General features: G+C 60.3%; 17 protein-coding genes, 2 tRNA genes and 3 rRNA genes. 9 read left to right on the forward strand and 13 right to left on the reverse strand.

Annotated features, from left to right (window positions below; translation table 11 throughout):
• Positions 1 to 113 precede the first annotated feature (113 nt).
• The 6 genes from rrf to tyrS all read right to left on the reverse strand — a co-directional run bounded on the left by rrf (position 114) and on the right by tyrS (position 6,947).
• Positions 114 to 229, reverse strand: a 5S ribosomal RNA gene (gene rrf / locus RRX38_RS13485).
• Between the two features lie 132 nt (positions 230 to 361).
• Positions 362 to 3,252, reverse strand: a 23S ribosomal RNA gene (locus RRX38_RS13490).
• 228 nt (positions 3,253 to 3,480) lie between these two features.
• Positions 3,481 to 3,556 (reverse strand) — tRNA-Ala (locus tag RRX38_RS13495).
• 7 nt (positions 3,557 to 3,563) lie between these two features.
• Positions 3,564 to 3,640 (reverse strand) — tRNA-Ile (locus RRX38_RS13500).
• A gap of 77 nt (positions 3,641 to 3,717) precedes the next feature.
• Positions 3,718 to 5,254, reverse strand: a 16S ribosomal RNA gene (locus RRX38_RS13505).
• Together the 16S, 23S and 5S rRNA genes with 2 tRNA genes alongside form the textbook arrangement of a ribosomal RNA operon.
• Positions 5,255 to 5,747: 493 nt before the next feature.
• Complete coding sequence (gene tyrS / locus RRX38_RS13510; RefSeq protein WP_295476240.1) at positions 5,748 to 6,947, reverse strand: tyrosine--tRNA ligase; 1,200 nt, start codon at positions 6,945 to 6,947, stop codon at positions 5,748 to 5,750.
• 201 nt (positions 6,948 to 7,148) lie between these two features.
• On the opposite strand from tyrS, the gene RRX38_RS13515 reads away from it, so the two are divergent.
• Both RRX38_RS13515 and RRX38_RS13520 read left to right on the forward strand, forming a co-directional pair.
• Positions 7,149 to 8,588, forward strand: a complete 1,440-nt coding sequence (locus tag RRX38_RS13515) for a peptidoglycan DD-metalloendopeptidase family protein (RefSeq protein WP_315959557.1) — start codon at positions 7,149 to 7,151, stop codon at positions 8,586 to 8,588.
• A gap of 3 nt (positions 8,589 to 8,591) precedes the next feature.
• Positions 8,592 to 9,686, forward strand: coding sequence for an anhydro-N-acetylmuramic acid kinase (locus tag RRX38_RS13520; protein WP_295476236.1), 1,095 nt, complete (start codon positions 8,592 to 8,594; stop codon positions 9,684 to 9,686).
• A gap of 64 nt (positions 9,687 to 9,750) precedes the next feature.
• On the opposite strand, the gene erpA is transcribed toward RRX38_RS13520, so the two are convergent.
• Positions 9,751 to 10,101: an iron-sulfur cluster insertion protein ErpA gene (gene erpA / locus RRX38_RS13525; RefSeq protein ID WP_295476235.1), complete on the reverse strand. Its 351-nt coding sequence runs from the start codon at positions 10,099 to 10,101 to the stop codon at positions 9,751 to 9,753.
• 124 nt (positions 10,102 to 10,225) lie between these two features.
• Positions 10,226 to 11,260, reverse strand: a complete 1,035-nt coding sequence (argC, locus tag RRX38_RS13530; RefSeq protein WP_315959558.1) for an N-acetyl-gamma-glutamyl-phosphate reductase — start codon at positions 11,258 to 11,260, stop codon at positions 10,226 to 10,228.
• Positions 11,261 to 11,393: 133 nt separating this feature from the next.
• Here argC and hemJ point away from each other — a divergent pair, with 133 nt between their 5' ends.
• The 5 genes from hemJ (at position 11,394) to coq7 (ending at position 14,738) form a co-directional block, all read left to right on the forward strand.
• Positions 11,394 to 11,819, forward strand: a complete 426-nt coding sequence (hemJ, locus tag RRX38_RS13535; RefSeq protein ID WP_315959559.1) for a protoporphyrinogen oxidase HemJ — start codon at positions 11,394 to 11,396, stop codon at positions 11,817 to 11,819.
• A gap of 89 nt (positions 11,820 to 11,908) precedes the next feature.
• On the forward strand, positions 11,909 to 12,706 hold the full coding sequence (locus tag RRX38_RS13540) for a DUF805 domain-containing protein (protein ID WP_315959560.1): 798 nt from the start codon (positions 11,909 to 11,911) through the stop codon (positions 12,704 to 12,706).
• Between the two features lie 82 nt (positions 12,707 to 12,788).
• The gene (locus tag RRX38_RS13545) at positions 12,789 to 13,568 is read left to right on the forward strand and encodes an SDR family oxidoreductase (RefSeq protein WP_315959561.1); all 780 of its coding nucleotides are present in this window, start codon (positions 12,789 to 12,791) and stop codon (positions 13,566 to 13,568) included.
• A gap of 63 nt (positions 13,569 to 13,631) precedes the next feature.
• On the forward strand, positions 13,632 to 13,970 hold the full coding sequence (locus tag RRX38_RS13550; RefSeq protein ID WP_295476244.1) for a histidine triad nucleotide-binding protein: 339 nt from the start codon (positions 13,632 to 13,634) through the stop codon (positions 13,968 to 13,970).
• Positions 13,971 to 14,090: 120 nt separating this feature from the next.
• A complete protein-coding gene (coq7, locus tag RRX38_RS13555) occupies positions 14,091 to 14,738 on the forward strand; it encodes a 2-polyprenyl-3-methyl-6-methoxy-1,4-benzoquinone monooxygenase (RefSeq protein ID WP_295476225.1) in 648 nt (215 codons plus the stop codon).
• Between the two features lie 55 nt (positions 14,739 to 14,793).
• On the opposite strand, the gene RRX38_RS13560 is transcribed toward coq7, so the two are convergent.
• Positions 14,794 to 15,216 carry an OsmC family protein gene (locus RRX38_RS13560; protein WP_295476223.1) on the reverse strand — a complete coding sequence of 141 codons (423 nt, stop codon included), beginning with the start codon at positions 15,214 to 15,216 and terminating at the stop codon, positions 14,794 to 14,796.
• A 231-nt stretch (positions 15,217 to 15,447) separates the two neighbouring features.
• Here RRX38_RS13560 and crp point away from each other — a divergent pair, with 231 nt between their 5' ends.
• On the forward strand, positions 15,448 to 16,092 hold the full coding sequence (gene crp / locus RRX38_RS13565; protein ID WP_315959562.1) for a cAMP-activated global transcriptional regulator CRP: 645 nt from the start codon (positions 15,448 to 15,450) through the stop codon (positions 16,090 to 16,092).
• An 8-nt stretch (positions 16,093 to 16,100) separates the two neighbouring features.
• Here the strand turns inward: crp and RRX38_RS13570 are convergent, their stop codons facing one another.
• From RRX38_RS13570 to RRX38_RS13585, 4 genes are read right to left on the reverse strand one after another with little or no spacing between them, the layout of a single operon-like run.
• Positions 16,101 to 16,787 carry a lipoyl protein ligase domain-containing protein gene (locus RRX38_RS13570; RefSeq protein ID WP_315959563.1) on the reverse strand — a complete coding sequence of 229 codons (687 nt, stop codon included), beginning with the start codon at positions 16,785 to 16,787 and terminating at the stop codon, positions 16,101 to 16,103.
• A gap of 7 nt (positions 16,788 to 16,794) precedes the next feature.
• Positions 16,795 to 17,637, reverse strand: coding sequence for an indole-3-glycerol phosphate synthase TrpC (trpC, locus tag RRX38_RS13575; protein ID WP_295476218.1), 843 nt, complete (start codon positions 17,635 to 17,637; stop codon positions 16,795 to 16,797).
• Positions 17,634 to 18,683: an anthranilate phosphoribosyltransferase gene (gene trpD, locus RRX38_RS13580; RefSeq protein ID WP_295476242.1), complete on the reverse strand. Its 1,050-nt coding sequence runs from the start codon at positions 18,681 to 18,683 to the stop codon at positions 17,634 to 17,636. The genes trpC and trpD overlap by 4 nt, the downstream gene beginning before the upstream one ends.
• Positions 18,684 to 18,704: 21 nt before the next feature.
• On the reverse strand, positions 18,705 to 19,304 hold the full coding sequence (locus tag RRX38_RS13585; protein WP_315959564.1) for an aminodeoxychorismate/anthranilate synthase component II: 600 nt from the start codon (positions 19,302 to 19,304) through the stop codon (positions 18,705 to 18,707).
• Positions 19,305 to 19,758: 454 nt separating this feature from the next.
• Between RRX38_RS13585 and estP the strand changes: the two genes are divergently transcribed.
• Positions 19,759 to 21,696, forward strand: a complete 1,938-nt coding sequence (estP, locus tag RRX38_RS13590) for an esterase EstP (RefSeq protein ID WP_315959565.1) — start codon at positions 19,759 to 19,761, stop codon at positions 21,694 to 21,696.
• Positions 21,697 to 21,931 lie beyond the last annotated feature (235 nt).

Raw genomic sequence — 21,931 nt, forward strand, 5'->3', positions numbered from 1 at the left:
GAGGCACGCATGATAGCCACGCAGGCCAGCGATGCATAGAAACCCGGCCGCCTTTTTCCCGGCGCAAAAGCAAAACCCCTGACCGCAATGCGATCAGGGGTTTTGGTGTTTAATCTTGACGATGACCTACTCTCACATGGGGAAGCCCCACACTACCATCGGCGATGTGTCGTTTCACTGCTGAGTTCGGGATGGGATCAGGTGGTTCCAACACTCTATGGTCGTCAAGAAATTCGGTGGCCGGCGCGCCTTGCGGCGTTCCAGCAAATTCGGTTGTGAAACAAGCGGCAGTTTGTTTTCCAGCTTTCGGCTGTTGCGTCTTCACACACCGCCACTGCGGTGCAGATGGCTTGGGTGTTATATGGTCAAGCCTCACGGGCAATTAGTATGGGTTAGCTCAACGCCTCACAGCGCTTACACACCCCACCTATCAACGTCGTAGTCTTCGACGGCCCTTTAGGGGATTCAAGATCCCAGTGAGATCTCATCTTGAGGCGAGTTTCCCGCTTAGATGCTTTCAGCGGTTATCTCTTCCGAACATAGCTACCCGGCAGTGCCACTGGCGTGACAACCGGAACACCAGAGGTTCGTCCACTCCGGTCCTCTCGTACTAGGAGCAGCCCCTCTCAAATCTCAAACGTCCACGGCAGATAGGGACCGAACTGTCTCACGACGTTCTAAACCCAGCTCGCGTACCACTTTAAATGGCGAACAGCCATACCCTTGGGACCGGCTTCAGCCCCAGGATGTGATGAGCCGACATCGAGGTGCCAAACACCGCCGTCGATATGAACTCTTGGGCGGTATCAGCCTGTTATCCCCGGAGTACCTTTTATCCGTTGAGCGATGGCCCTTCCATACAGAACCACCGGATCACTAAGACCTACTTTCGTACCTGCTCGACGTGTGGGTCTCGCAGTCAAGCGCGCTTTTGCCTTTATACTCTGCGACCGATTTCCGACCGGTCTGAGCGCACCTTCGTACTCCTCCGTTACTCTTTGGGAGGAGACCGCCCCAGTCAAACTACCCACCATACACTGTCCTCGATCCGGATAACGGACCTGAGTTAGAACCTCAAAGTTGCCAGGGTGGTATTTCAAGGATGGCTCCACGCAGACTGGCGTCCACGCTTCACAGCCTCCCACCTATCCTACACAAGCAAGTTCAAAGTCCAGTGCAAAGCTATAGTAAAGGTTCACGGGGTCTTTCCGTCTAGCCGCGGATACACTGCATCTTCACAGCGATTTCAATTTCACTGAGTCTCGGGTGGAGACAGCGCCGCCATCGTTACGCCATTCGTGCAGGTCGGAACTTACCCGACAAGGAATTTCGCTACCTTAGGACCGTTATAGTTACGGCCGCCGTTTACCGGGGCTTCGATCAAGAGCTTCGCTTGCGCTAACCCCATCAATTAACCTTCCGGCACCGGGCAGGCGTCACACCCTATACGTCCACTTTCGTGTTTGCAGAGTGCTGTGTTTTTAATAAACAGTCGCAGCGGCCTGGTATCTTCGACCGGCATGGGCTTACGGAGCAAGTCCTTCACCCTCACCGGCGCACCTTCTCCCGAAGTTACGGTGCCATTTTGCCTAGTTCCTTCACCCGAGTTCTCTCAAGCGCCTTGGTATTCTCTACCTAACCACCTGTGTCGGTTTGGGGTACGGTTCCCGATTATCTGAAGCTTAGGAGCTTTTCCTGGAAGCATGGCATCAACCACTTCGCGTTCTAAGAACGCTCGTCATCAGCTCTCGGCCTTGGGATCCCGGATTTGCCTAAGATCCCAGCCTACCACCTTAAACCTGGACAACCAACGCCAGGCTGGCCTAGCCTTCTCCGTCCCTCCATCGCAATAACCGGAAGTACAGGAATATTAACCTGTTTTCCATCGACTACGCTTTTCAGCCTCGCCTTAGGGACCGACTAACCCTGCGTCGATTAACGTTGCGCAGGAAACCTTGGTCTTTCGGCGTGGGAGTTTTTCACTCCCATTGTCGTTACTCATGTCAGCATTCGCACTTCTGATACCTCCAGCAAGCTTCTCAACTCACCTTCACAGGCTTACAGAACGCTCCTCTACCGCGTCATCAAAGATGACACCCGTAGCTTCGGTGCATGGTTTGAGCCCCGTTACATCTTCCGCGCAGGCCGACTCGACTAGTGAGCTATTACGCTTTCTTTAAAGGGTGGCTGCTTCTAAGCCAACCTCCTAGCTGTCTAAGCCTTCCCACATCGTTTCCCACTTAACCATGACTTTGGGACCTTAGCTGACGGTCTGGGTTGTTTCCCTTTTCACGACGGACGTTAGCACCCGCCGTGTGTCTCCCACGCTCGGCACTTCCAGGTATTCGGAGTTTGCATCGGTTTGGTAAGTCGGGATGACCCCCTAGCCGAAACAGTGCTCTACCCCCTGGAGTGATACGTGAGGCGCTACCTAAATAGCTTTCGAGGAGAACCAGCTATCTCCGAGCTTGATTAGCCTTTCACTCCGATCCACAGGTCATCCGCTAACTTTTCAACGGTAGTCGGTTCGGTCCTCCAGTCAGTGTTACCTAACCTTCAACCTGCCCATGGATAGATCGCCCGGTTTCGGGTCTATACCCAGCGACTGATCGCCCTATTAAGACTCGCTTTCGCTACGCCTCCCCTATACGGTTAAGCTTGCCACTGAATATAAGTCGCTGACCCATTATACAAAAGGTACGCAGTCACCTAACAAAGTAGGCTCCCACTGCTTGTACGCATACGGTTTCAGGTTCTATTTCACTCCGCTCTCCGCGGTTCTTTTCGCCTTTCCCTCACGGTACTGGTTCACTATCGGTCAGTCAGTAGTATTTAGCCTTGGAGGATGGTCCCCCCATGTTCAGACAAGGTTTCTCGTGCCCCGTCCTACTCGATTTCATGGCCAAGAGATTTTCGCGTACGGGGCTATCACCCACTATGGCCGCACTTTCCAGAGCGTTCCGCTAATCTCAAAGCCACTTAAGGGCTGGTCCCCGTTCGCTCGCCACTACTAAGGGAATCTCGGTTGATTTCTATTCCTCAGGGTACTTAGATGTTTCAGTTCCCCTGGTTCGCCTCCTGCACCTATGTATTCAGTGCAGGATACTCAGCTTATGCTGAGTGGGTTCCCCCATTCAGAGATCTCCGGATCACAGTCTGTTTGCCGACTCCCCGAAGCTTATCGCAGGCTACCACGTCTTTCATCGCCTCTGACTGCCAAGGCATCCACCGTATGCGCTTCTTCACTTGACCATATAACCCCAAGCTATCTGGTTATACTGTGAAGACGACATTCGCCGAAAGCTTGAAAAAACAAACTTTCTTTGCCTTAGCCTATGGTCCACCAGTGAAAGTGGTCCACAGTCTAAATCTTGTTTCACATCCGAATTTTTAAAGAACGATCTGGTAAAAACCAGAAATCAAGGTTCGTCTCGCGAACATTCATTTCTGCTTTCTAAGCAGTAAACGACAACCAGAATATGGTGGAGCCAAGCGGGATCGAACCGCTGACCTCCTGCGTGCAAGGCAGGCGCTCTCCCAGCTGAGCTATGGCCCCAGGGAACTGGTAGGTCTGGGCAGATTTGAACTGCCGACCTCACCCTTATCAGGGGTGCGCTCTAACCAACTGAGCTACAGACCTATATGCAGGCTGCTATCGTCTTCGACAAGGAATCAAGCAATTCGTGTGGGAACTTACGACGCAGCTGGGTCGTCGATTAAGGAGGTGATCCAGCCGCAGGTTCCCCTACGGCTACCTTGTTACGACTTCACCCCAGTCATGAATCACACCGTGGTAACCGTCCTCCCGAAGGTTAGACTAGCTACTTCTGGTGCAACCCACTCCCATGGTGTGACGGGCGGTGTGTACAAGGCCCGGGAACGTATTCACCGCGACATTCTGATTCGCGATTACTAGCGATTCCGACTTCACGCAGTCGAGTTGCAGACTGCGATCCGGACTACGATCGGTTTTGTGAGATTAGCTCCACCTCGCGGCTTGGCAACCCTCTGTACCGACCATTGTAGCACGTGTGTAGCCCAGGCCGTAAGGGCCATGATGACTTGACGTCATCCCCACCTTCCTCCGGTTTGTCACCGGCAGTCTCCTTAGAGTGCCCACCATAACGTGCTGGTAACTAAGGACAAGGGTTGCGCTCGTTACGGGACTTAACCCAACATCTCACGACACGAGCTGACGACAGCCATGCAGCACCTGTCTCAGTGTTCCCGAAGGCACCAATCTATCTCTAGAAAGTTCACTGGATGTCAAGGCCTGGTAAGGTTCTTCGCGTTGCTTCGAATTAAACCACATGCTCCACCGCTTGTGCGGGCCCCCGTCAATTCATTTGAGTTTTAACCTTGCGGCCGTACTCCCCAGGCGGTCAACTTAATGCGTTAGCTGCGCCACTAAAATCTCAAGGATTCCAACGGCTAGTTGACATCGTTTACGGCGTGGACTACCAGGGTATCTAATCCTGTTTGCTCCCCACGCTTTCGCACCTCAGTGTCAGTATGAGCCCAGGTGGTCGCCTTCGCCACTGGTGTTCCTTCCTATATCTACGCATTTCACCGCTACACAGGAAATTCCACCACCCTCTGCCCTACTCTAGCTTGCCAGTTTTGGATGCAGTTCCCAGGTTGAGCCCGGGGATTTCACATCCAACTTAACAAACCACCTACGCGCGCTTTACGCCCAGTAATTCCGATTAACGCTTGCACCCTCTGTATTACCGCGGCTGCTGGCACAGAGTTAGCCGGTGCTTATTCTGTCGGTAACGTCAAAATCGCCACGTATTAGGTAACGACCCTTCCTCCCAACTTAAAGTGCTTTACAATCCGAAGACCTTCTTCACACACGCGGCATGGCTGGATCAGGCTTTCGCCCATTGTCCAATATTCCCCACTGCTGCCTCCCGTAGGAGTCTGGACCGTGTCTCAGTTCCAGTGTGACTGATCATCCTCTCAGACCAGTTACGGATCGTCGCCTTGGTGAGCCATTACCTCACCAACTAGCTAATCCGACCTAGGCTCATCTGATAGCGTGAGGTCCGAAGAGCCCCCACTTTCTCCCGTAGGACGTATGCGGTATTAGCGTCCGTTTCCGGACGTTATCCCCCACTACCAGGCAGATTCCTAGGCATTACTCACCCGTCCGCCGCTCTCAAGAGAAGCAAGCTTCTCTCTACCGCTCGACTTGCATGTGTTAGGCCTGCCGCCAGCGTTCAATCTGAGCCATGATCAAACTCTTCAGTTCAATACTGCTTGGGTTTTTAAGAAACCCTAAACTTGGCTCAGCAATCTCAAATGACTATGTGATTTCTCGCATGGTCACTTACGTTGCTGATAATCTGGTGACTCTCAGTCTGACAGCGCAAGCACCCACACGAATTGCTTGATTCAGTTGTTAAAGAGCGGTTGGTTGAGCCTTTCGCTTCAACCGAGGCGCGCATTCTACGCTAACCTCTTAATCTGTCAAGCGTTTATTTTCAGAAGTTTCAATCTCGATTCAAACTTCGAAACGCTTGCGTGCCGAGCGATCATTCGATCATCTCGTCAGCGGGAGGCGAATCTTACAGCATCCTAAGTTGCTGTCAACTGCCTTTTTCACCGCCGGAATCCGAAGATTCGCACCACTTCTTTCGCTTCACCTTAACTCGTTGATTCTCAAGGAGTTTTCGGTGCATTCCGCGTTGGAAGTGGTGCGCATTATAAGGACATCTGAAAGGTCGTCAACACTTATTTCAGATTTATTCGCGATTCAGCGTAATACGGGCAAAAGCCTTCTTGCCGGCCTGGCAAACGTGCGTCACGCCCAGCTTGAATACGAAGCCGCGATCGACCACCTCACCATCGACGCGAACACTGCCCGCCGCCAACAGGTCACGAGCACCCGCCGCGTTCTTCACCAGGCCCGCCTTATTAAGGACGGCCGAGATCGGCAGATCTTCAGCGGAAGCGATAGCCACTTCCGGCAGGTCTTCCGGTAGCTCACCATCTTTCATGCGATTGCCCGCAGAGCGATGAGCATTGGCCGCTGCTTCTTCGCCATGGAAACGCGCGACGATCTCTTCGGCCAGCTGGATCTTGATGTCACGCGGATTGGCACCCGCCTCTACATCGGCACGCAGCGCATTGATCTCGTCCATGGAGCGGAAACTCAGCAGCTCGAAGTAACGCCACATCAGAGAATCAGGGATCGAGACCAGCTTGTTATAGATGACGCCTGGTGCCTCCTGGATACCCACGTAGTTGCCCAGGGACTTGGACATCTTCTTCACGCCATCCAGACCTTCGAGCAACGGCATGGTCAGAATGCATTGAGCTTCCTGGCCATAGGCACGCTGCAGCTCACGCCCCATCAGCAGGTTGAACTTCTGATCGGTACCACCCAGCTCGACATCGGCACGCAGTGCAACAGAGTCATAGCCCTGCACCAACGGGTAGAGGAATTCGTGAATGGCGATCGGCTGGCTGCCGGTGTAGCGCTTGTGGAAGTCGTCACGCTCGAGCATGCGCGCCACGGTGTAGTTCGATGCCAAGCGAATGAAGTCGGCAGGACCCAGCTTGTCCATCCAGGTGGAGTTGAAGGCCACCTCGGTCTTTTCCGGGTCGAGAATCTTGAACACCTGAGCCTTGTAGGTCTCGGCATACGCCAGCACCTGCTCGCGGGTCAGGGGCGGACGAGTCGCGCTCTTGCCACTCGGGTCACCGATCATGCCGGTGAAGTCGCCGATCAGGAAGATCACCTGATGCCCCAGGTCCTGGAACTGGCGCAGCTTATTAATAAGGACAGTGTGCCCCAGGTGCAGATCGGGCGCAGTCGGGTCGAAACCAGCCTTGATTCGCAGTGGCTGACCACGCTTTAGCTTCTCGACCAGCTCCGCCTCGACAAGAAGCTCATCCGCGCCGCGCTTGATCAGCGCCAACTGCTCTTCAACCGACTTCATATCACCCCCGATTCAAAAGGACACCAACCTTACAAGATCAGCGCCCAAATACAAGTTTTTGCCCGGCACACGCCTGCGACACCTGACCGGTGCTCGGTCAGGGTTGCTTCATAGCGATTTTGATTATATTTTATACAGTTATTTCATCTTCATCATGTCATTCATCTTTTCCATTTCACCTTTTTCAAAGTCAAATTACTCATGAACGACACTCCGCCTAAGGCGCCCCCGCTGTACCCAAAGAGCCATCTATTGGCCGCCAGCGGGATCGCGGCCCTGCTGAGCCTGGCACTGCTGGTATTTCCCTCCAGCGAAGTCGAAGCGAAACGCACCAATCTCAGCCTTGACCTGGAAATGCCGGTCGATCAACAGGCTCAGAATCAAGACGCAACTAAAGGCAGCGAAGCCACATCCCAGGACAGCGCCTCTCCTTTCGCGCAGATCGACCAACCCGAAGACGCTACCGAAGACACCGCCGCTACCGAAGGCGAGCAGTCTCAGGCAGCCGTTGCAGCAGTCCCCGCCGAGAAGAAAGACCCCAACCATCGTGAAGTGCTGGTCGCACGGGGTGATACCTTGTCGACCCTGTTCGAAAAGGTCGGTCTGCCCGCCTCCTCGGTTCACGAAGTACTGGCCAGCGACAAACAGGCCAAGCAATTCAGCAAGCTGCAGGACGGCCAGATCCTGCAGTTCGAGCTTTCCCAGGACGGCCAGCTGAAGAAGCTGCACACCAAGCTCAACGAGCTGGAATCCATCAGCCTGTCGAAAAGCTCGAGTGGCTACACCTTCGATCGCGAAGTCAGCAAGCCCGACACCCGCAATACCTACGCCCACGGCGTGATCAACAGCTCGCTGTCGCTGTCGGCGCAACGCGCTGGCCTCTCGCACTCGATGACCATGGCCATGGCCGAGATCTTCGGCTATGACGTCGACTTCGCCCAGGATCTGCGCAAGGGCGACGAGTTCGACGTGGTCTACGAGCAGAAATTCGTCAACGGCAAGACCATCGGCACCGGCAACATCCTCGCGGCCCGCTTCACCAACCGCGGCAAGACCTACACAGCCGTGCGCTACGTGAACAAGCAGGGTGTTGCCAACTACTACACCGCCGAAGGCAACAGCATGCGCAAGGCGTTCATCCGCACACCGGTGGATTTCGCGCGCATCAGCTCGGTCTTCTCCCTGGGCCGCAAGCACCCGATCCTGAACAAGATCCGTGCCCACAAAGGTGTCGACTATGCCGCACCGCGCGGCACGCCGATCAAGGCCACCGGTGACGGCAAGGTTCTGCTGGCCGGGCGTCGTGGCGGCTACGGCAATACCGTGATCATCCAGCACGGCGACACCTACCGTACTCTCTACGGCCACATGCAGGGCTTCGCCAAAGGCGTCCAGACAGGCTCGAGCGTCAAGCAGGGTCAGGTCATCGGCTATATTGGCACCACCGGCCTGTCGACCGGCCCGCACCTGCACTACGAGTTCCAGGTCAACGGCGTTCACGTCGACCCGCTGGGCCAGAAACTGCCAATGGCCGACCCGATCGCCAAGGCGGAAAAGCAGCGGTTCATGCAGGTCAGCCAACCGCTGATGGCGCGCATGGATCAGGAAAAGGCCACCAAGCTGGCCATGAACAAAAGGTAAGCCATGGCCCACTTCTACATTGGTGTAATGTCCGGTACCAGCCTCGACGGGATGGATATCGCCCTGCTGGAACAGGATGACCGGCCCAGGCTGCTGGCCACGCATTACATTCCCATGCCGGCAGATCTGCGTGCCGAGCTGCTCGATCTGTGCGCCACGGGCAGCGACGAACTGGCCCGTGCCGCCCTTGCTGAACAGAAGTGGGTACGCCTGGTCGCCCAGGGCGTATTGGCCCTGCTGCAAGAGCAGAACATGGTCGCCGGCCAGATCCGCGCCATCGGCAGCCATGGCCAGACCATCCGCCATGAACCCGCCCGCGGTTTCACCATCCAGATCGGCAACCCGGCACTGCTGGCCGAGCTGACCGAGATCACCGTGGTCACCGACTTCCGCCGCCGCGACATCGCCGCCGGTGGTCAGGGCGCACCGCTGGTACCGGCCTTCCATGAAGCCCTGTTCGATGACAATCGTGATCGCCGCGCCGTGCTGAATGTCGGGGGCTTCACCAACCTGACGCTGATCGAATCGGATCGGCCGGTGTCCGGCTTCGACTGCGGTCCTGGCAACGTGCTGCTGGATGCCTGGATACAGGCGCAGCGCAATCTGCCCTTCGATCGTAATGGCGACTGGTCAGCCAGCGGCCAGGTCAACGACTTGCTGCTCAACAGACTGCTCGCCGACCCGTTCTTCCAGACCCAGGGGCCGAAAAGCACCGGACGCGAAGTCTTCAACCTCGCCTGGCTGAACCGCCACCTGCAACAGTTTCCTGGCCTGGCAGCAGAAGATGTCCAGGCTACCCTGCTGGAACTGACCGCGCAGAGCATCACCCAGTCGCTGCAGAGCGCCCAGACCGGGACCATCGAACTGCTGGTCTGCGGTGGCGGCGCCCACAACCAGGCGTTGATGAATCGGCTGGCCGCCCTGCTGCCGAATACCCGGGTCAGCAGCACGGCAAGTTTCGGTGTCGACCCCGATTGGGTCGAAGCCATGGCCTTTGCCTGGTTGGCACATTGCTGCCTGGAAAGCGTACCGGCCAACCGCCCAACGGTGACCGGCGCACGTGGCCTGCGTGTGCTCGGCGCAATCTACCCGGCCTGAAGCCAACGCTCGCAAACGAAAAAGCCGCGCAGATGCGCGGCTTTTTGCTAATCGGCGTGACGAATCAGATCGAGAACGACGAACCACACCCGCAGGTGGTGGTGGCGTTCGGATTCTTGATCACGAAACGCGAACCTTCCAGACCTTCCTGATAATCCACCTCGGCACCCGCCAGGTACTGGAAGCTCATCGGGTCGACCACCAGGCTCACGCCCTCGCGCTCGACGATGGTGTCATCTTCGGCCACGTCTTCATCGAAAGTGAAGCCGTACTGGAAGCCCGAGCAGCCACCGCCCGTTACGAAAACCCGCAGCTTCAGGCGATCGTTGCCCTCTTCCTCGACCAGGGTTTTCACCTTGTGCGCGGCACCGGGGGTGAATTCCAGGGCCACTGGAGTGAAGGATTCCACACTCATGTCAGATATCTCCCGGCGTTAAGCCGTCGTGATGCGTAATGACGGGCATTATCCGCTTGTCCGAGAAAACAGGTCAACTATTGCGACGAGATCGGCCGGGCAAGACGTGCTCGGCCGTACAGCATCAAGGCATCATGCCAGCGTGGGACAGCCCCATGCGCTCATCCAGGCCGAACATGATGTTGAGGTTCTGCACCGCCTGGCCCGAAGCCCCCTTGACCAGGTTGTCGATCACCGACAGCACCACGACCAGGTCGCCGCCCTGCGGACGGTGTACCGCGATGCGGCAGACGTTGGCACCACGCACGCTGCGGGTTTCCGGATGGCTGCCGGCCGGCATGACATCGACGAACGGCTCGTCGGCATAACGCTTCTCGAACAGCGCCTGCAGGTCTACGGCCTTGTCCGCCACGGTCGCATAAAGGGTGGCGTGGATGCCGCGGATCATCGGTGTCAGGTGCGGTACGAAGGTCAGGCCGATGTCACCACCGGCGGCGCGACGCAGGCCCTGGCTGATCTCCGGCAGGTGACGGTGGCCCTTGACCCCATAAGCCTTGAAGCTTTCGTTGGCCTCGGAATACAGCGAGCCGACGCTCAGACCGCGCCCGGCACCGCTGACCCCGGACTTGCAGTCGGCGATCAGGCGGCTGTTGTCGGCCAGGCCGGCCTCCAGCAGCGGCAGGAAACCCAGCTGCGTGGCGGTAGGGTAGCAACCCGGCACGGCGATCAGGCGTGCGCCCTTGATCTGCTCACGGTTGACCTCGGGCAGACCATAGACGGCATCCTTGAGCAGGTCCGGTGCGCCATGCGGCTGGCCGTACCACTTGGACCACTCCACCGGGTCTTGCAGACGGAAGTCCGCCGAGAGGTCGATGACCCGGGTGCCGGCCGCCAGCAGTTCGCCGGCCAGGGCATGGGCGACGCCATGCGGGGTGGCGAAGAACACCACGTCACAGGCCCCCAGGGTCTTCACGTCTGGCACGCTGAAGGCCAGGCCATCGTAGTGGCCACGCAGGTTCGGGTACATGTCGGCCACTGCCATGCCGGCTTCGGATCGCGAGGTGATGACCTCCACCTGTGCCTGTGGATGCTGTGCCAACAGACGCAGCAGCTCGACTCCGGTGTAACCCGTGCCGCCGACGATACCGACCTTGACCATGACCTGCCCTCAACAAAACGACTGGAAAGCCGGTGATGATAGGGGCCTGACGCCTGCGCGACAACCGACAGCGTGACGTACGGGCCATCGTCGCCCTACTATTCGGCCACCGTGAACCTGGAGGACCCTCCTGATGCTCTACCTATGGATCAAAGCGCTGCACATCGTCGCCATCGTCTGCTGGTTCGCTGGCCTGTTCTACCTGCCTCGTCTGTTCGTCTACCACGCCATGAGCGAAGACACCCCCAGCCGCGAACGCTTCAGCATCATGGAGCGCAAGCTCTACCGTGGCATCATGGGCCCTTCGATGATCGCCACTTTGTTGCTCGGTGCCTGGCTGGTGTGGCTGAACCCCGGCTGGCTCAGTCAGGGCTGGCTGCACGCCAAGCTGACCCTGGTGGTCCTGCTGGTCGGCTACCACCATATGTGCGGCGCGCAGATCAAACGCTTCGCGCGTGGCGAGCCAGGCCGCAGCCACGTGTTCTATCGCTGGTTCAATGAAATTCCCGTACTCATCCTGCTGGCCGTGGTGATTCTCGTGGTGGTCAAACCCTTTTGATTACCTGGCCCTCGCGGCTGGTGATGAACCGCCAGACCGCCGGGCTGCCCAAGCATCGACACCCTCTCTTTGGGACAAGGAAGCCTTGCATGACCGAAACCCATTTCAGAATCGTTTTCGAAGGCCAGCTGTTCGGCGACGTGGCGCCCGAGACGGCCAGGGCCAACCTTGCACAACTGTTCAAGAGCGAACTGGAGGCCGTCGAGCCCCTGTTCAACGGCCAGCCTCACGTGCTCAAGCGCGGCCTGGATCAACCCCAGGCCCAACGCTACCTTCAGGCCTTGCAGGAGGCCGGCGTGCAGGCGCACATCGAGCCGGAAGTGAGCCTGAACCTGGACAAGGTCGAGCCTCTTGCGCCTACGCCGCCTGCGCACCCCGCACCGCCCGCCGAGCCCTTTTCGCCCTACGCCCCGCCCAAGGCCGAGGTGGAGGTAGAAAGCCCGCAAGGCTATGGACAACTGAAGGTCTTCAGCCTGAGCGGGCGCATCGGCCGCCTGCGCTACCTGGCTTGGTCACTGGCGCTGATCAGCATCTTGCTGGGTGCGATGATCGTGGGCAGCGTATTCATGCCGCTTTCAGAAGGCCTCGCCAGCATGGGCATGATCGCCATTTCCCTGGTGGTGGTCGCCGCAACGCTGCCCATCGGCGTACAGCGGCTGCATGACATGGGCTGGTCGGGCTGGCTGTTACTGCTCAATCTAGTGCCGTTCGTCGGCAGCCTGTTCCCCTTGGTGATGATGTTCATGCCGGGCACCCGCGGCCCTAACCGCTACGGCCCGCCGCCGCCCCCCAACAGCCGGGCCGTGAAGATCCTCGCCGGTGTCTGGCTGGTCCTGGTGGTGATCATGACCCTGCTGGTCATCATCGGCGGCCTGGTGTCGGAGTAAACCAGGCCAAAGGCGTGACTCGCTGCGCGCTTTGGCAGTCGATATGCCGCAACGATGCAATTGCCACACGATGGAGACCCGCATGACCCGTTACGCCCTGATTACCGGCGCCTCCAGTGGCATAGGCCTGGCCATGGCCGAAGCCCTGGCACGCCGCGGGCACAACCTGATCCTGGTGGCCCGTCAGCGCGACCTGCTGGAGAGCATCGCCCTGGAGCTGACCCAGCGCTTCGGGGTCGAAGTGCTGTTGCGGGCCTGCGACCTGGGCGAGCCGCTACGCCTGTCGGGCTTCCTGCTGGAGCTGGAAGACAGCCCGCACCAGATCGACCTGCTGGTCAACAGCGCCGGCATCGGCACCTGCGGTCCGTTCCTGGGTCAGGAATGGGCTGCCGAACAGGACCTCATCGACCTCAACATCCTCGCCCTGTCGCGCCTGTGCCACACGGTGGGCAACCTGATGGCCCTGCATGGCGGCGGGCAGATTCTCAACATCGCCTCCATGGCTGCCTTCCAGCCCGGCCCGTGGATGAGCACTTATGCCGCCAGCAAGGCCTACGTGCTGCACTTCTCCGAGGCGCTGCGCGAAGAAGGCCGCAAGAACGGCGTGAAAGTCTCGGTGCTCTGCCCGCCCCCGACCCGTACGGCGTTCTGGCGCACGGCCCAGGTACGCGCCGACGAAGCAGCGCTGATGAGCCCGGAAGAACTGGCGCTGTATACCGTCAGGGCGCTCGAGCGCGATCAGGCGGTCATCGTACCGGGCTGGGGCAACCGCCTGCGGACACTGGCGCCACGGCTGGTTTCTCGCTGGCTGGTACGACGCATCAGCGGCCTGCTCAACCGCAAGCGCTGCCTGAATTACTGACGAAGCGCCGCTTGCTCAGTACACTGCGGACAGACCCATCCACCCTAAAAGGAGCCCATGGCAGTGGATACCATCTTCACCAAGATCATCAACCGGGAAATCCCGGCAAACATCATCTACGAGGACGATCAGGTCCTGGCCTTCCACGACATCGCCCCGCAAGCGCCGGTGCATTTCCTGGTCATTCCGAAAAAGCCCATCCGCACCCTCAACGACCTGACCGAAGAAGACAAGGGTCTGGCTGGCCACATCCTGTTCACCGCCCAGCGTCTGGCCCGCGAGCTGGGCTGCGAAGAAGGCTTCCGGGTGGTGATGAATTGCAATGAACTGGGTGGCCAGACCGTGTATCACATCCACATGCATGTGCTCGGTCAGCGCCAGATGAACTGGCCACCGGGCTGAGTCCCGACCAGCGGTCGCAGCCTGCCGCGAATCGGCAATATCGTGGCAGGATGATCCGCCTCAAGCCTCAGGCCAGGGATTGCAGTAGACTGGGGCCAATGGATATCACCGGAGGTGCCCATGGCAACCGAACGTCATTACTCCGTCCTGGACAAGCTTTTGTTGCAGGCCGATAGCGCGATGCGCACTTTGCTGCCTTCGAGCGGCCAGTCTCCCCGCCCGTCGCCGGCCATTCCACTGCCCGAACACAAGATGAGCGAGGACGAGACCCGGCATATTGCCGGCCTCATGCGCATCAACCACACCGGCGAAGTCTGCGCCCAGGCGTTGTACCAGGGCCAGGCCCTGACCGCCAAGCTGCCACAGGTGCGCAAGGCCATGGAGCATGCCGCCGAGGAAGAAATCGACCACCTGGTATGGTGCGAACAGCGCATTCACCAGTTGGGCAGCCACACCAGCGTGCTCAACCCGCTGTTCTACAGCCTGTCGTTCGGCATCGGCGCCGCCGCCGGGCTGATCAGCGACCGCATGAGCCTGGGCTTCGTGGCAGCCACCGAAGATCAGGTCTGCAAGCACCTCGACGAGCACCTGACCCAACTGCCGGCCGAAGACGCCAAGTCCCGCGCCATCCTCGAACAGATGCGCACCGATGAAGCCCAGCATGCCGAAACCGCACTGGATGCCGGCGGCTTCCGCTTTCCGGCACCGGTCAAGTTCGGCATGAGCATACTGGCCAAGGTCATGACCAAGAGCACCTATCGGATCTGACCGCACACATGAAAAAGGCGCCCGCAAGGCGCCTTTTTCATTTAGGACAGGGCAGTCAGCCCAGCTCGACGATCTCGTAGTCGTGGGTGATCTTCACCCCGGCGTTGCCGAGCATGATCGAGGCCGAGCAGTACTTCTCTGCCGACAGCTCGATGGCACGTTTGACCTGCGCCTCCTTAAGGCCGCGGCCCTTGACCACGAAATGCAGGTGAATGCGGGTAAACACCTTCGGGTCTTCGCTGGCGCGTTCGGCGTCGAGGAAGGCCTCGCAGCTTTCCACCGGCTGGCGCGCTTTCTTGAGAATGCTCACCACATCGAAGTTGCTGCAACCGCCCAGACCGATGAGCACCATTTCCATCGGCCGCACACCCAGGTTACGACCACCGCTCTCCGGCGGGCCATCCATGACCACCACGTGACCACTGCCAGACTCGCCGAGGAACATGGCTTCGCCAGCCCATTGGATGCGTGCTTTCATCGCCAGACTCCACTGCTGAAAAAAAGGCCGCCAGATTAGGGGGTGTTGCGCATCCAGCGCAAGGTGCGCGTACAGGGCGGCACGCCAGATGGATAAGCCATGACTTGCGCAGTACTTGTGTAGGAAACTTCGCAAACAATGCCAAAGTTAAAGCAAAGTGCTGGGGATAAAAGCGCTTTGGCCGATACGCATAACAAGCAATCAGGCGCAGAACTACCTCGGGACATACGCATGGCAGCCCTACCCGTCACTTCGAAGATAAAGAGCATCGATAAACTGTTGGTTCACGCGCAACGCCGTCGCTGCGCCGCCAGAAGCAATATCATCTGTGCTGGCGAGCCGGCGGATTCGCTGTTTCTGATCCTCAAGGGCTCGGTAACGATCCAGATCGACGACAGCGAAGGCCGCGAAATGATCGTCGCCTACCTCAACAGCGGCGACTTCTTTGGCGAACTGGGCCTGTTCCAGCCGCCCGGCCTGGCCACCGTGCGCAGCGCCTGGGTGCGCGCCAAGACCGAATGCGAAGTCGCGGAAATCAGCTACGCCAAATTCCGTGAACTGGTGCTGCAGGAGCCGGAAATCCTCTATGCCCTTGGCGGGCAGATGGCCGACCGACTGCGCAACACCACTCGCAAGGTCGGCGACCTGGCGTTTCTCGACGTCACCGGCCGGGTAGCGCGCACGCTGTTGGACCTGTGCAAGCAGCCCGACGCCATGACCCACCCCGACGGCATGCAGATCAAGATCACTCGCCAGGAAATCGGCCGCATCGTCGGCTGCTCACGGGAAATGGTCGGTCGCGTACTCAAGTCGCTGGAAGAACAAAGCCTGGTCCACGTGCGTGGCAAGACCATGGTGGTCTACGGCACCCGCTGAGCAGCGCTCTACAACGCCGCCAGCAGGTGTCGATAGCGCTCGGCCAGGCGGTCGAGCAGCGCATCCCCGGCGAAGACCTCATGCAAGGCAATGTGGCTGGCCGACCTTACACGTGCCGGCAGCCCGCACCCCAGGTAGAAGCGGTTCACCGCGGCCACCATCTCGTCACGCTGGTTGTCCAGCAGCAAGGCGCCATGCACCAGCACCACCGGGCGCGCCCCGCCTCGGGCCTGGCGCCAGCGCTGGGCGGTACCGACCAGCTTGCGACCGTCGAGGTTGACGTTGTAGCGCCCGTCACAGAATGCGCCGTCCACCTCGCCCAACGATGCTCGCTCACCGAGTACATCGAGCAGTGGCTGGCACAGGCGCAGGTAGGCGGTCTCGATCCGCTCGCGGTCCAGGTCGTCAGAGGGCTGGGCGTAGACCAGGGCAATGTTCACCGTCGCCGGCGACTGCGGCACCGGCTCACCACCGGTTTCACGCAGCAGCACCGGCCAGCCGCTGTCGGCCAGTGGCTCGCAGGCGGCCTCGAAACCCGGCAGGCGACTCATGCGCCTCGGCATCACCAAGGCCTGGTCGAGGGGCCGCCAGAACAGCAACCCGTGTTCGGCCTCGCCGGCACACACCGATGCCAGCAGGTCCTGCTCGAACTGCAGGCCCTGCTCCACGGTCGTGTCGAGCACCTGAGCGCTCATGCCCGGCTCAGTCGATGGCCGGGCCGACAGCGCTCACTGCCGGAGCACGCTCGGGGAAGAACAAGCGCTGCAGCTCGATACCCGGCTGCGCTGCCCGCATGAAGGCCTCGCCGACCAGGAACGAGTAAACGTCGTTGATTTCCATCAGCTCGACGTCGGCACGGTTGAGAATGCCGCTCTCGGTAATCACCAGGCGGTCACGCGGAATGCGCGGCAGCAGGTCGAGGGTGGTTTCCAGGCTGACGTCGAAGGTGTGCAGGTTGCGGTTGTTGACCCCCACCAGCGGCGTGTCGAGGGTCTTCAGGGCACGCTCCAGCTCATCGCCGTCATGCACCTCGACCAGCACGTCCAGGCCCACGCCCTTGGCGGTGGCGGCCAGTTCGGCCATGCGCGCGTCGTCCAGCGCAGCGACGATCAGCAGAATGCAGTCGGCACCCAGCGCCCGCGCTTCGACCACCTGGTAGGGGTCGATCATGAAGTCCTTGCGGATCACAGGCAGTTGGCAGGCGGCGCGCGCCTGCTGCAGGTAGGCATCGGCACCCTGGAAGAAGTCGATATCGGTCAGCACCGACAGGCAGGTCGCCCCGCCCTGCTCGTAGCTGCGGGCAATGTCTGCAGGATGGAAGTCTTCGCGGATCACGCCCTTGCTTGGCGAAGCCTTCTTGATCTCGGCAATCACCGCCGGCTGCTTGCGCTTGACCTGCTCGATCAGTGCATTGGCGAAGCCGCGCGGCGCGTCGGCCTGCGCGGCCTGGCGTTCGAGGTCGGCCAGGCTCACCTGGGCACGCCGGGCGGCGACCTCCTCGGCCTTGCGGGCGAGGATTTTTTCCAGAACCGTTGGCACGCTCATCCTTCGTTCTCCTGCTTGAATACGGCGGTAAAGGCGCCCAGCTCTTCGAGTTTCTCGCGGGCCAGACCAGTATGCAGCGCATCATGGGCCAGCTCCACGCCTTCCTTGAGGCTGGTGGCATGGTCGGCGGCATACAACGCAGCACCGGCGTTGAGCACGATCATCTCGGCGGCCTTCTGCCCGCTTTCGGTTTTGCGCCGGCCCAATGCATCACGAATCAGCGCCAGCGATGCCTCTGGGCTGTCGACCACCAGGCCGTACAGGCTCTGGCTCTTCATGCCCAGGTCTTCAGGCTGTACCCAATACTCGCTGATCTCACCCTTGTTCAGCTCGGCCACATAGGTCGGCGCAGCGAGGCTGAATTCGTCGAGGCCGTCCTGGGAATGCACCACCAGCACATGCTGGCTGCCCAGACGTTGCAAGACTTCGGCCAGCGGTCGGCACAGCGCCTGGTTGAACACGCCGACCACCTGATGACGCACGCCAGCCGGGTTGGTCAGCGGGCCAAGCATGTTGAACAAGGTACGCAGCCCCATGTCGCGGCGTGGGCCGGCGGCGTGCTTCATCGCCCCATGATGGGCCTGGGCGAACATGAAGCCGATGCCCACGCTGTCGATGCAGCGCGCCACCTGCACAGGGGTCAGGTTCAGGTACACGCCGGCGGCTTCCAGCAGGTCGGCGCTGCCGCTCTTGCCGGACACCGCACGGTTACCGTGCTTGGCCACGGTGCAGCCGGCGGCGGAAATCACCAGCGCCGCTGCCGTCGACACGTTGAAGATGTTCGCGCCATCGCCACCGGTGCCGACGATGTCCACCACCCGCTCCAGCGACTGCAGCTCGACCTTGCCGGCCAGCTCGCGCATCACCGAGACCGCGCCGACGATCTCGTCGATGCTCTCGCTCTTCATGCGCATGCCCATCATGAAGGCGCCGATCTGCGCGTCGGTGCATTGGCCAGTCATGATGTCACGCATCACCTGGCTCATTTCCTCGGTGCTCAGGTCCAGGTGATTGACCACTCGGTCCAGGGCGAGCTTGATATTCATTGGGGTGCTCATGGGAAATCCTTATGCCTGACGCGTGCCGCCGGTCTGTTTGAGGAAGTTGGCGAACAGTTCGTGGCCTTGTTCGGTCAGGATCGACTCGGGGTGGAACTGCACCCCCTCGATATTCAGGGTCTTGTGGCGCAGGCCCATGATCTCGTCGACCGCGCCATCTTCATGGGCGGTCCAGGCGGTCACTTCCAGGCACTCGGGCAAGGTGTCGAGCTTGACCACCAGCGAGTGGTAACGGGTCACCACCAGCGGCTGGTTGAGGCCAGCGAACACGCCCTTGCTCTCATGCACCACCGGGCTGGTCTTGCCATGCATCACCTGGCGGGCACGCACCACATCGCCGCCAAAGGCCTGGCCGATCGACTGGTGTCCCAGGCACACGCCGAGGATCGGCAGCTTGCCGCCGAAATGGCGGATTACCTCCAGCGAGACGCCGGCTTCATTGGGGGTGCAGGGGCCTGGAGAAACGACGATGCGCTCGGGATTAAGGGCCTCGATCTCGGCAATGCTCAGCTCGTCGTTGCGGATCACCTTCACGTCGGCGCCCAGTTCGCCCAGGTACTGCACGACGTTATAGGTAAAGGAGTCATAGTTATCGATCATCAGCAACATGGGCACACCTCTTGAAATCGCTGACTGTTGAAACGGCCTCACGCCGGGATGTCGCTCACAGGCTTGCACGACCGGTCCGTTCGGGTAACCGAGTCGAAGTGGCAGACATTCACGGGGGGCATAGCATTACGAGTCCGGCCAGGCCGGAAGAAGAAGCAGTCAGGCGCGCCAACGCCAACGGGCGTGGGCCTTGATAACGCGCATCAAGAGTTTGCTGACAGTCGTCACGGAAGGAGTCTCATCTAAACGTTTCGGGACATTAGCGTACCGAGTCACACGGCGCAATGATTGTACGCAAGAAAACCGCCGGGATATCCCATCAGAAACGCCTGGATAAAGCACACCAGCCTGCCAGCGGCCTTTGCACGACCGCCTGGCGGGTGGCGGGCGCGTCACTGGCGAGCTGGCAGGAGCTTGCTAGGGTCAGTGAAAACAAAAACAAGGGATGTTCGCGATGCACCACTCACTCTTGCCGTTTCGCGCCTGGCGCAAGCCTCTGCTGGCCAGTCTGCTCACCCTGGCCTGCCTGCCGGCTACGGGCCATGCCGCGCCCTACTCCACGATGATCGTGTTTGGCGACAGCCTGGTGGATGCCGGGCAGTTTCCCGATGTCGACGGCCCGCCCGGTGCCACCCTGCGTTTCACCAATCGCGTCGGCCCGACCTATGGCGCGACCGAACCCATCGGGTTCAGCTCCTCCACGCTGCTGGGGCGCATGCTGGAGGTGCCGGCCGGTGACCTGGCGGCTTCGACCTCTCCGGTGAATGCCGCACTCGGCGTGCCCGACGGGCAGAACTGGGCAGTGGGTGGCGACCGTACCGACCAGATCTACGACGCCATCACGTCCGAGTCGCAGGTAGCGGACCCCGATTCCGGCACCGTACTGCGCACCCGCCCTGGCTACCTGCCCAGCAATGGCCTGCGCGCCGACCCGAACGCCCTCTATTACCTGACCGGTGGCGGCAATGACTTCCTGCAACTGCGCGTACTCAGCGCCGGCGATGCCCGCGACGCCGGCGGCCGTCTGGCCGACAGCGTGCAGGTGCTGCAGCAGGCCGGCGCGCGCTACATCATGGTCTGGCTGCTGCCAGACATCGGCCAGACGCCGGCTTTCGAAGACACGCCCCTGCAGTCGACCCTCTCGTCACTCAGCGAAGCCTTCAACGAGCGGCTGGTCGAACGCCTGGAAGGCATCGACGCCCAAGTGATGCCGCTGAACATTCCACTGCTGATCAGCGAGGTCGTCGCCGACCCGGCACGCTTCGGCTTCGCCGCCGACACCAATCTGGTCGGCACCTGCTTCAGCGGCGACAGCTGCCGCGAGAACCCCGTGTACGGCATCAGCAGCGCCACGGCCGATCCGAACCGGCTGTTCTTCAACGACCGCGTGCACCCCACCACCGCCGCCCAGCAACTGCTCGCCGACTACGCCTTCTCGGTGCTGGCCGCGCCCTGGGAACTGACGCTACTGCCGGAGATGGGCCACAACGCCCTGCGCACCCAGCAGGACGAACTGCGCACCCAGTGGCTGGCCGACTACGCAGCCTGGCAACCCGTAGGGCAATGGCGCAGCATCCTCTCGGCCAACGGCCAGCACCTGGATCTGGATGCTCAGGACGGCAGTGCCCAGGCCGATGGCCGGGGCTATAGCCTGACCCTGGGCGGCAGCTATCGCTTCGCCGAGCACTGGCGCACCGGGCTGGTGGGCGGAGCCTATCGCCAGCGCCTGGAGGCCGGTGCGCAGGATTCGCGCTATCGCCTCAACGGCTACATCGCCAGCGCCTTCCTGCAGTACCAGGCCAACCACCTGTGGGGCGACCTGGCCGCCTCGGGCGGTTACCTGGATTACGACCAGGCCAAGCGCACCTTCGCCCTCGGTGCCGGCGAGCGCCAGGAAAAAGGCGACACCCGTGGCGAACTGTGGGCCGTCAGCGCCCGGCTTGGCTACGACCTGGCCGGCAGCCAGCGCACCTGGCATCTGTCGCCTTTCGTGAGTGCCGACTATGCGCGGGTGGACGTGGACGGTTATCGGGAGAACGGTGCAGACTCGACAGCCCTGAGCTTCGCCGACCAGCAGCGCACCTCGAAACGCGCCGGGGTCGGCGTGCAGGGCAAATGGCAGTTCACTGCGGCCACGCAGCTATGGGGAGAATTTGCCCATGAGCGCGAATTCGAGACCGATGCGCAGCAGGTGCGCATGGCCTTCAACAGTTTGCCGTCGGTCGATTTCGAACTGCCCGGCTACACCCCGGCGCGCAGCCTGAACCGCGCGACCCTGGGCGTCGCCCACAAACTGACCGAAGACCTCAACCTGCGCGCCGGCTACAACTGGCGCAAGAACGACACCCTGACCCAACAGGGCGTCAGCCTGGGCCTGACGTTGGACTTCTGACTGATGGAAGCGGCTTGACTGCCTGTAGGAACGACTTCAGCCGCGAAGACTACAGGTTAGTCGGCGCGCTCTGGCTTTTGTTGGAGCGAGCTTGCTCGCGAAGAGGCCGGCATGTTCACTGCATCTGCTGTGAAAATGACGCAGCCTTCGCGAGCAAGCTCTAAAGTCCTGGCTGACCAGTACTGCGGTCAAAGCCGCCCCTAGGTTTTGTACGAAAAGTGCCTGCGCTCGGCCA

Origin of the sequence: Pseudomonas sp. DTU_2021_1001937_2_SI_NGA_ILE_001, assembly GCF_032463525.1 — a bacterium.
In the GTDB taxonomy this organism is placed as follows: domain Bacteria; phylum Pseudomonadota; class Gammaproteobacteria; order Pseudomonadales; family Pseudomonadaceae; genus Aquipseudomonas.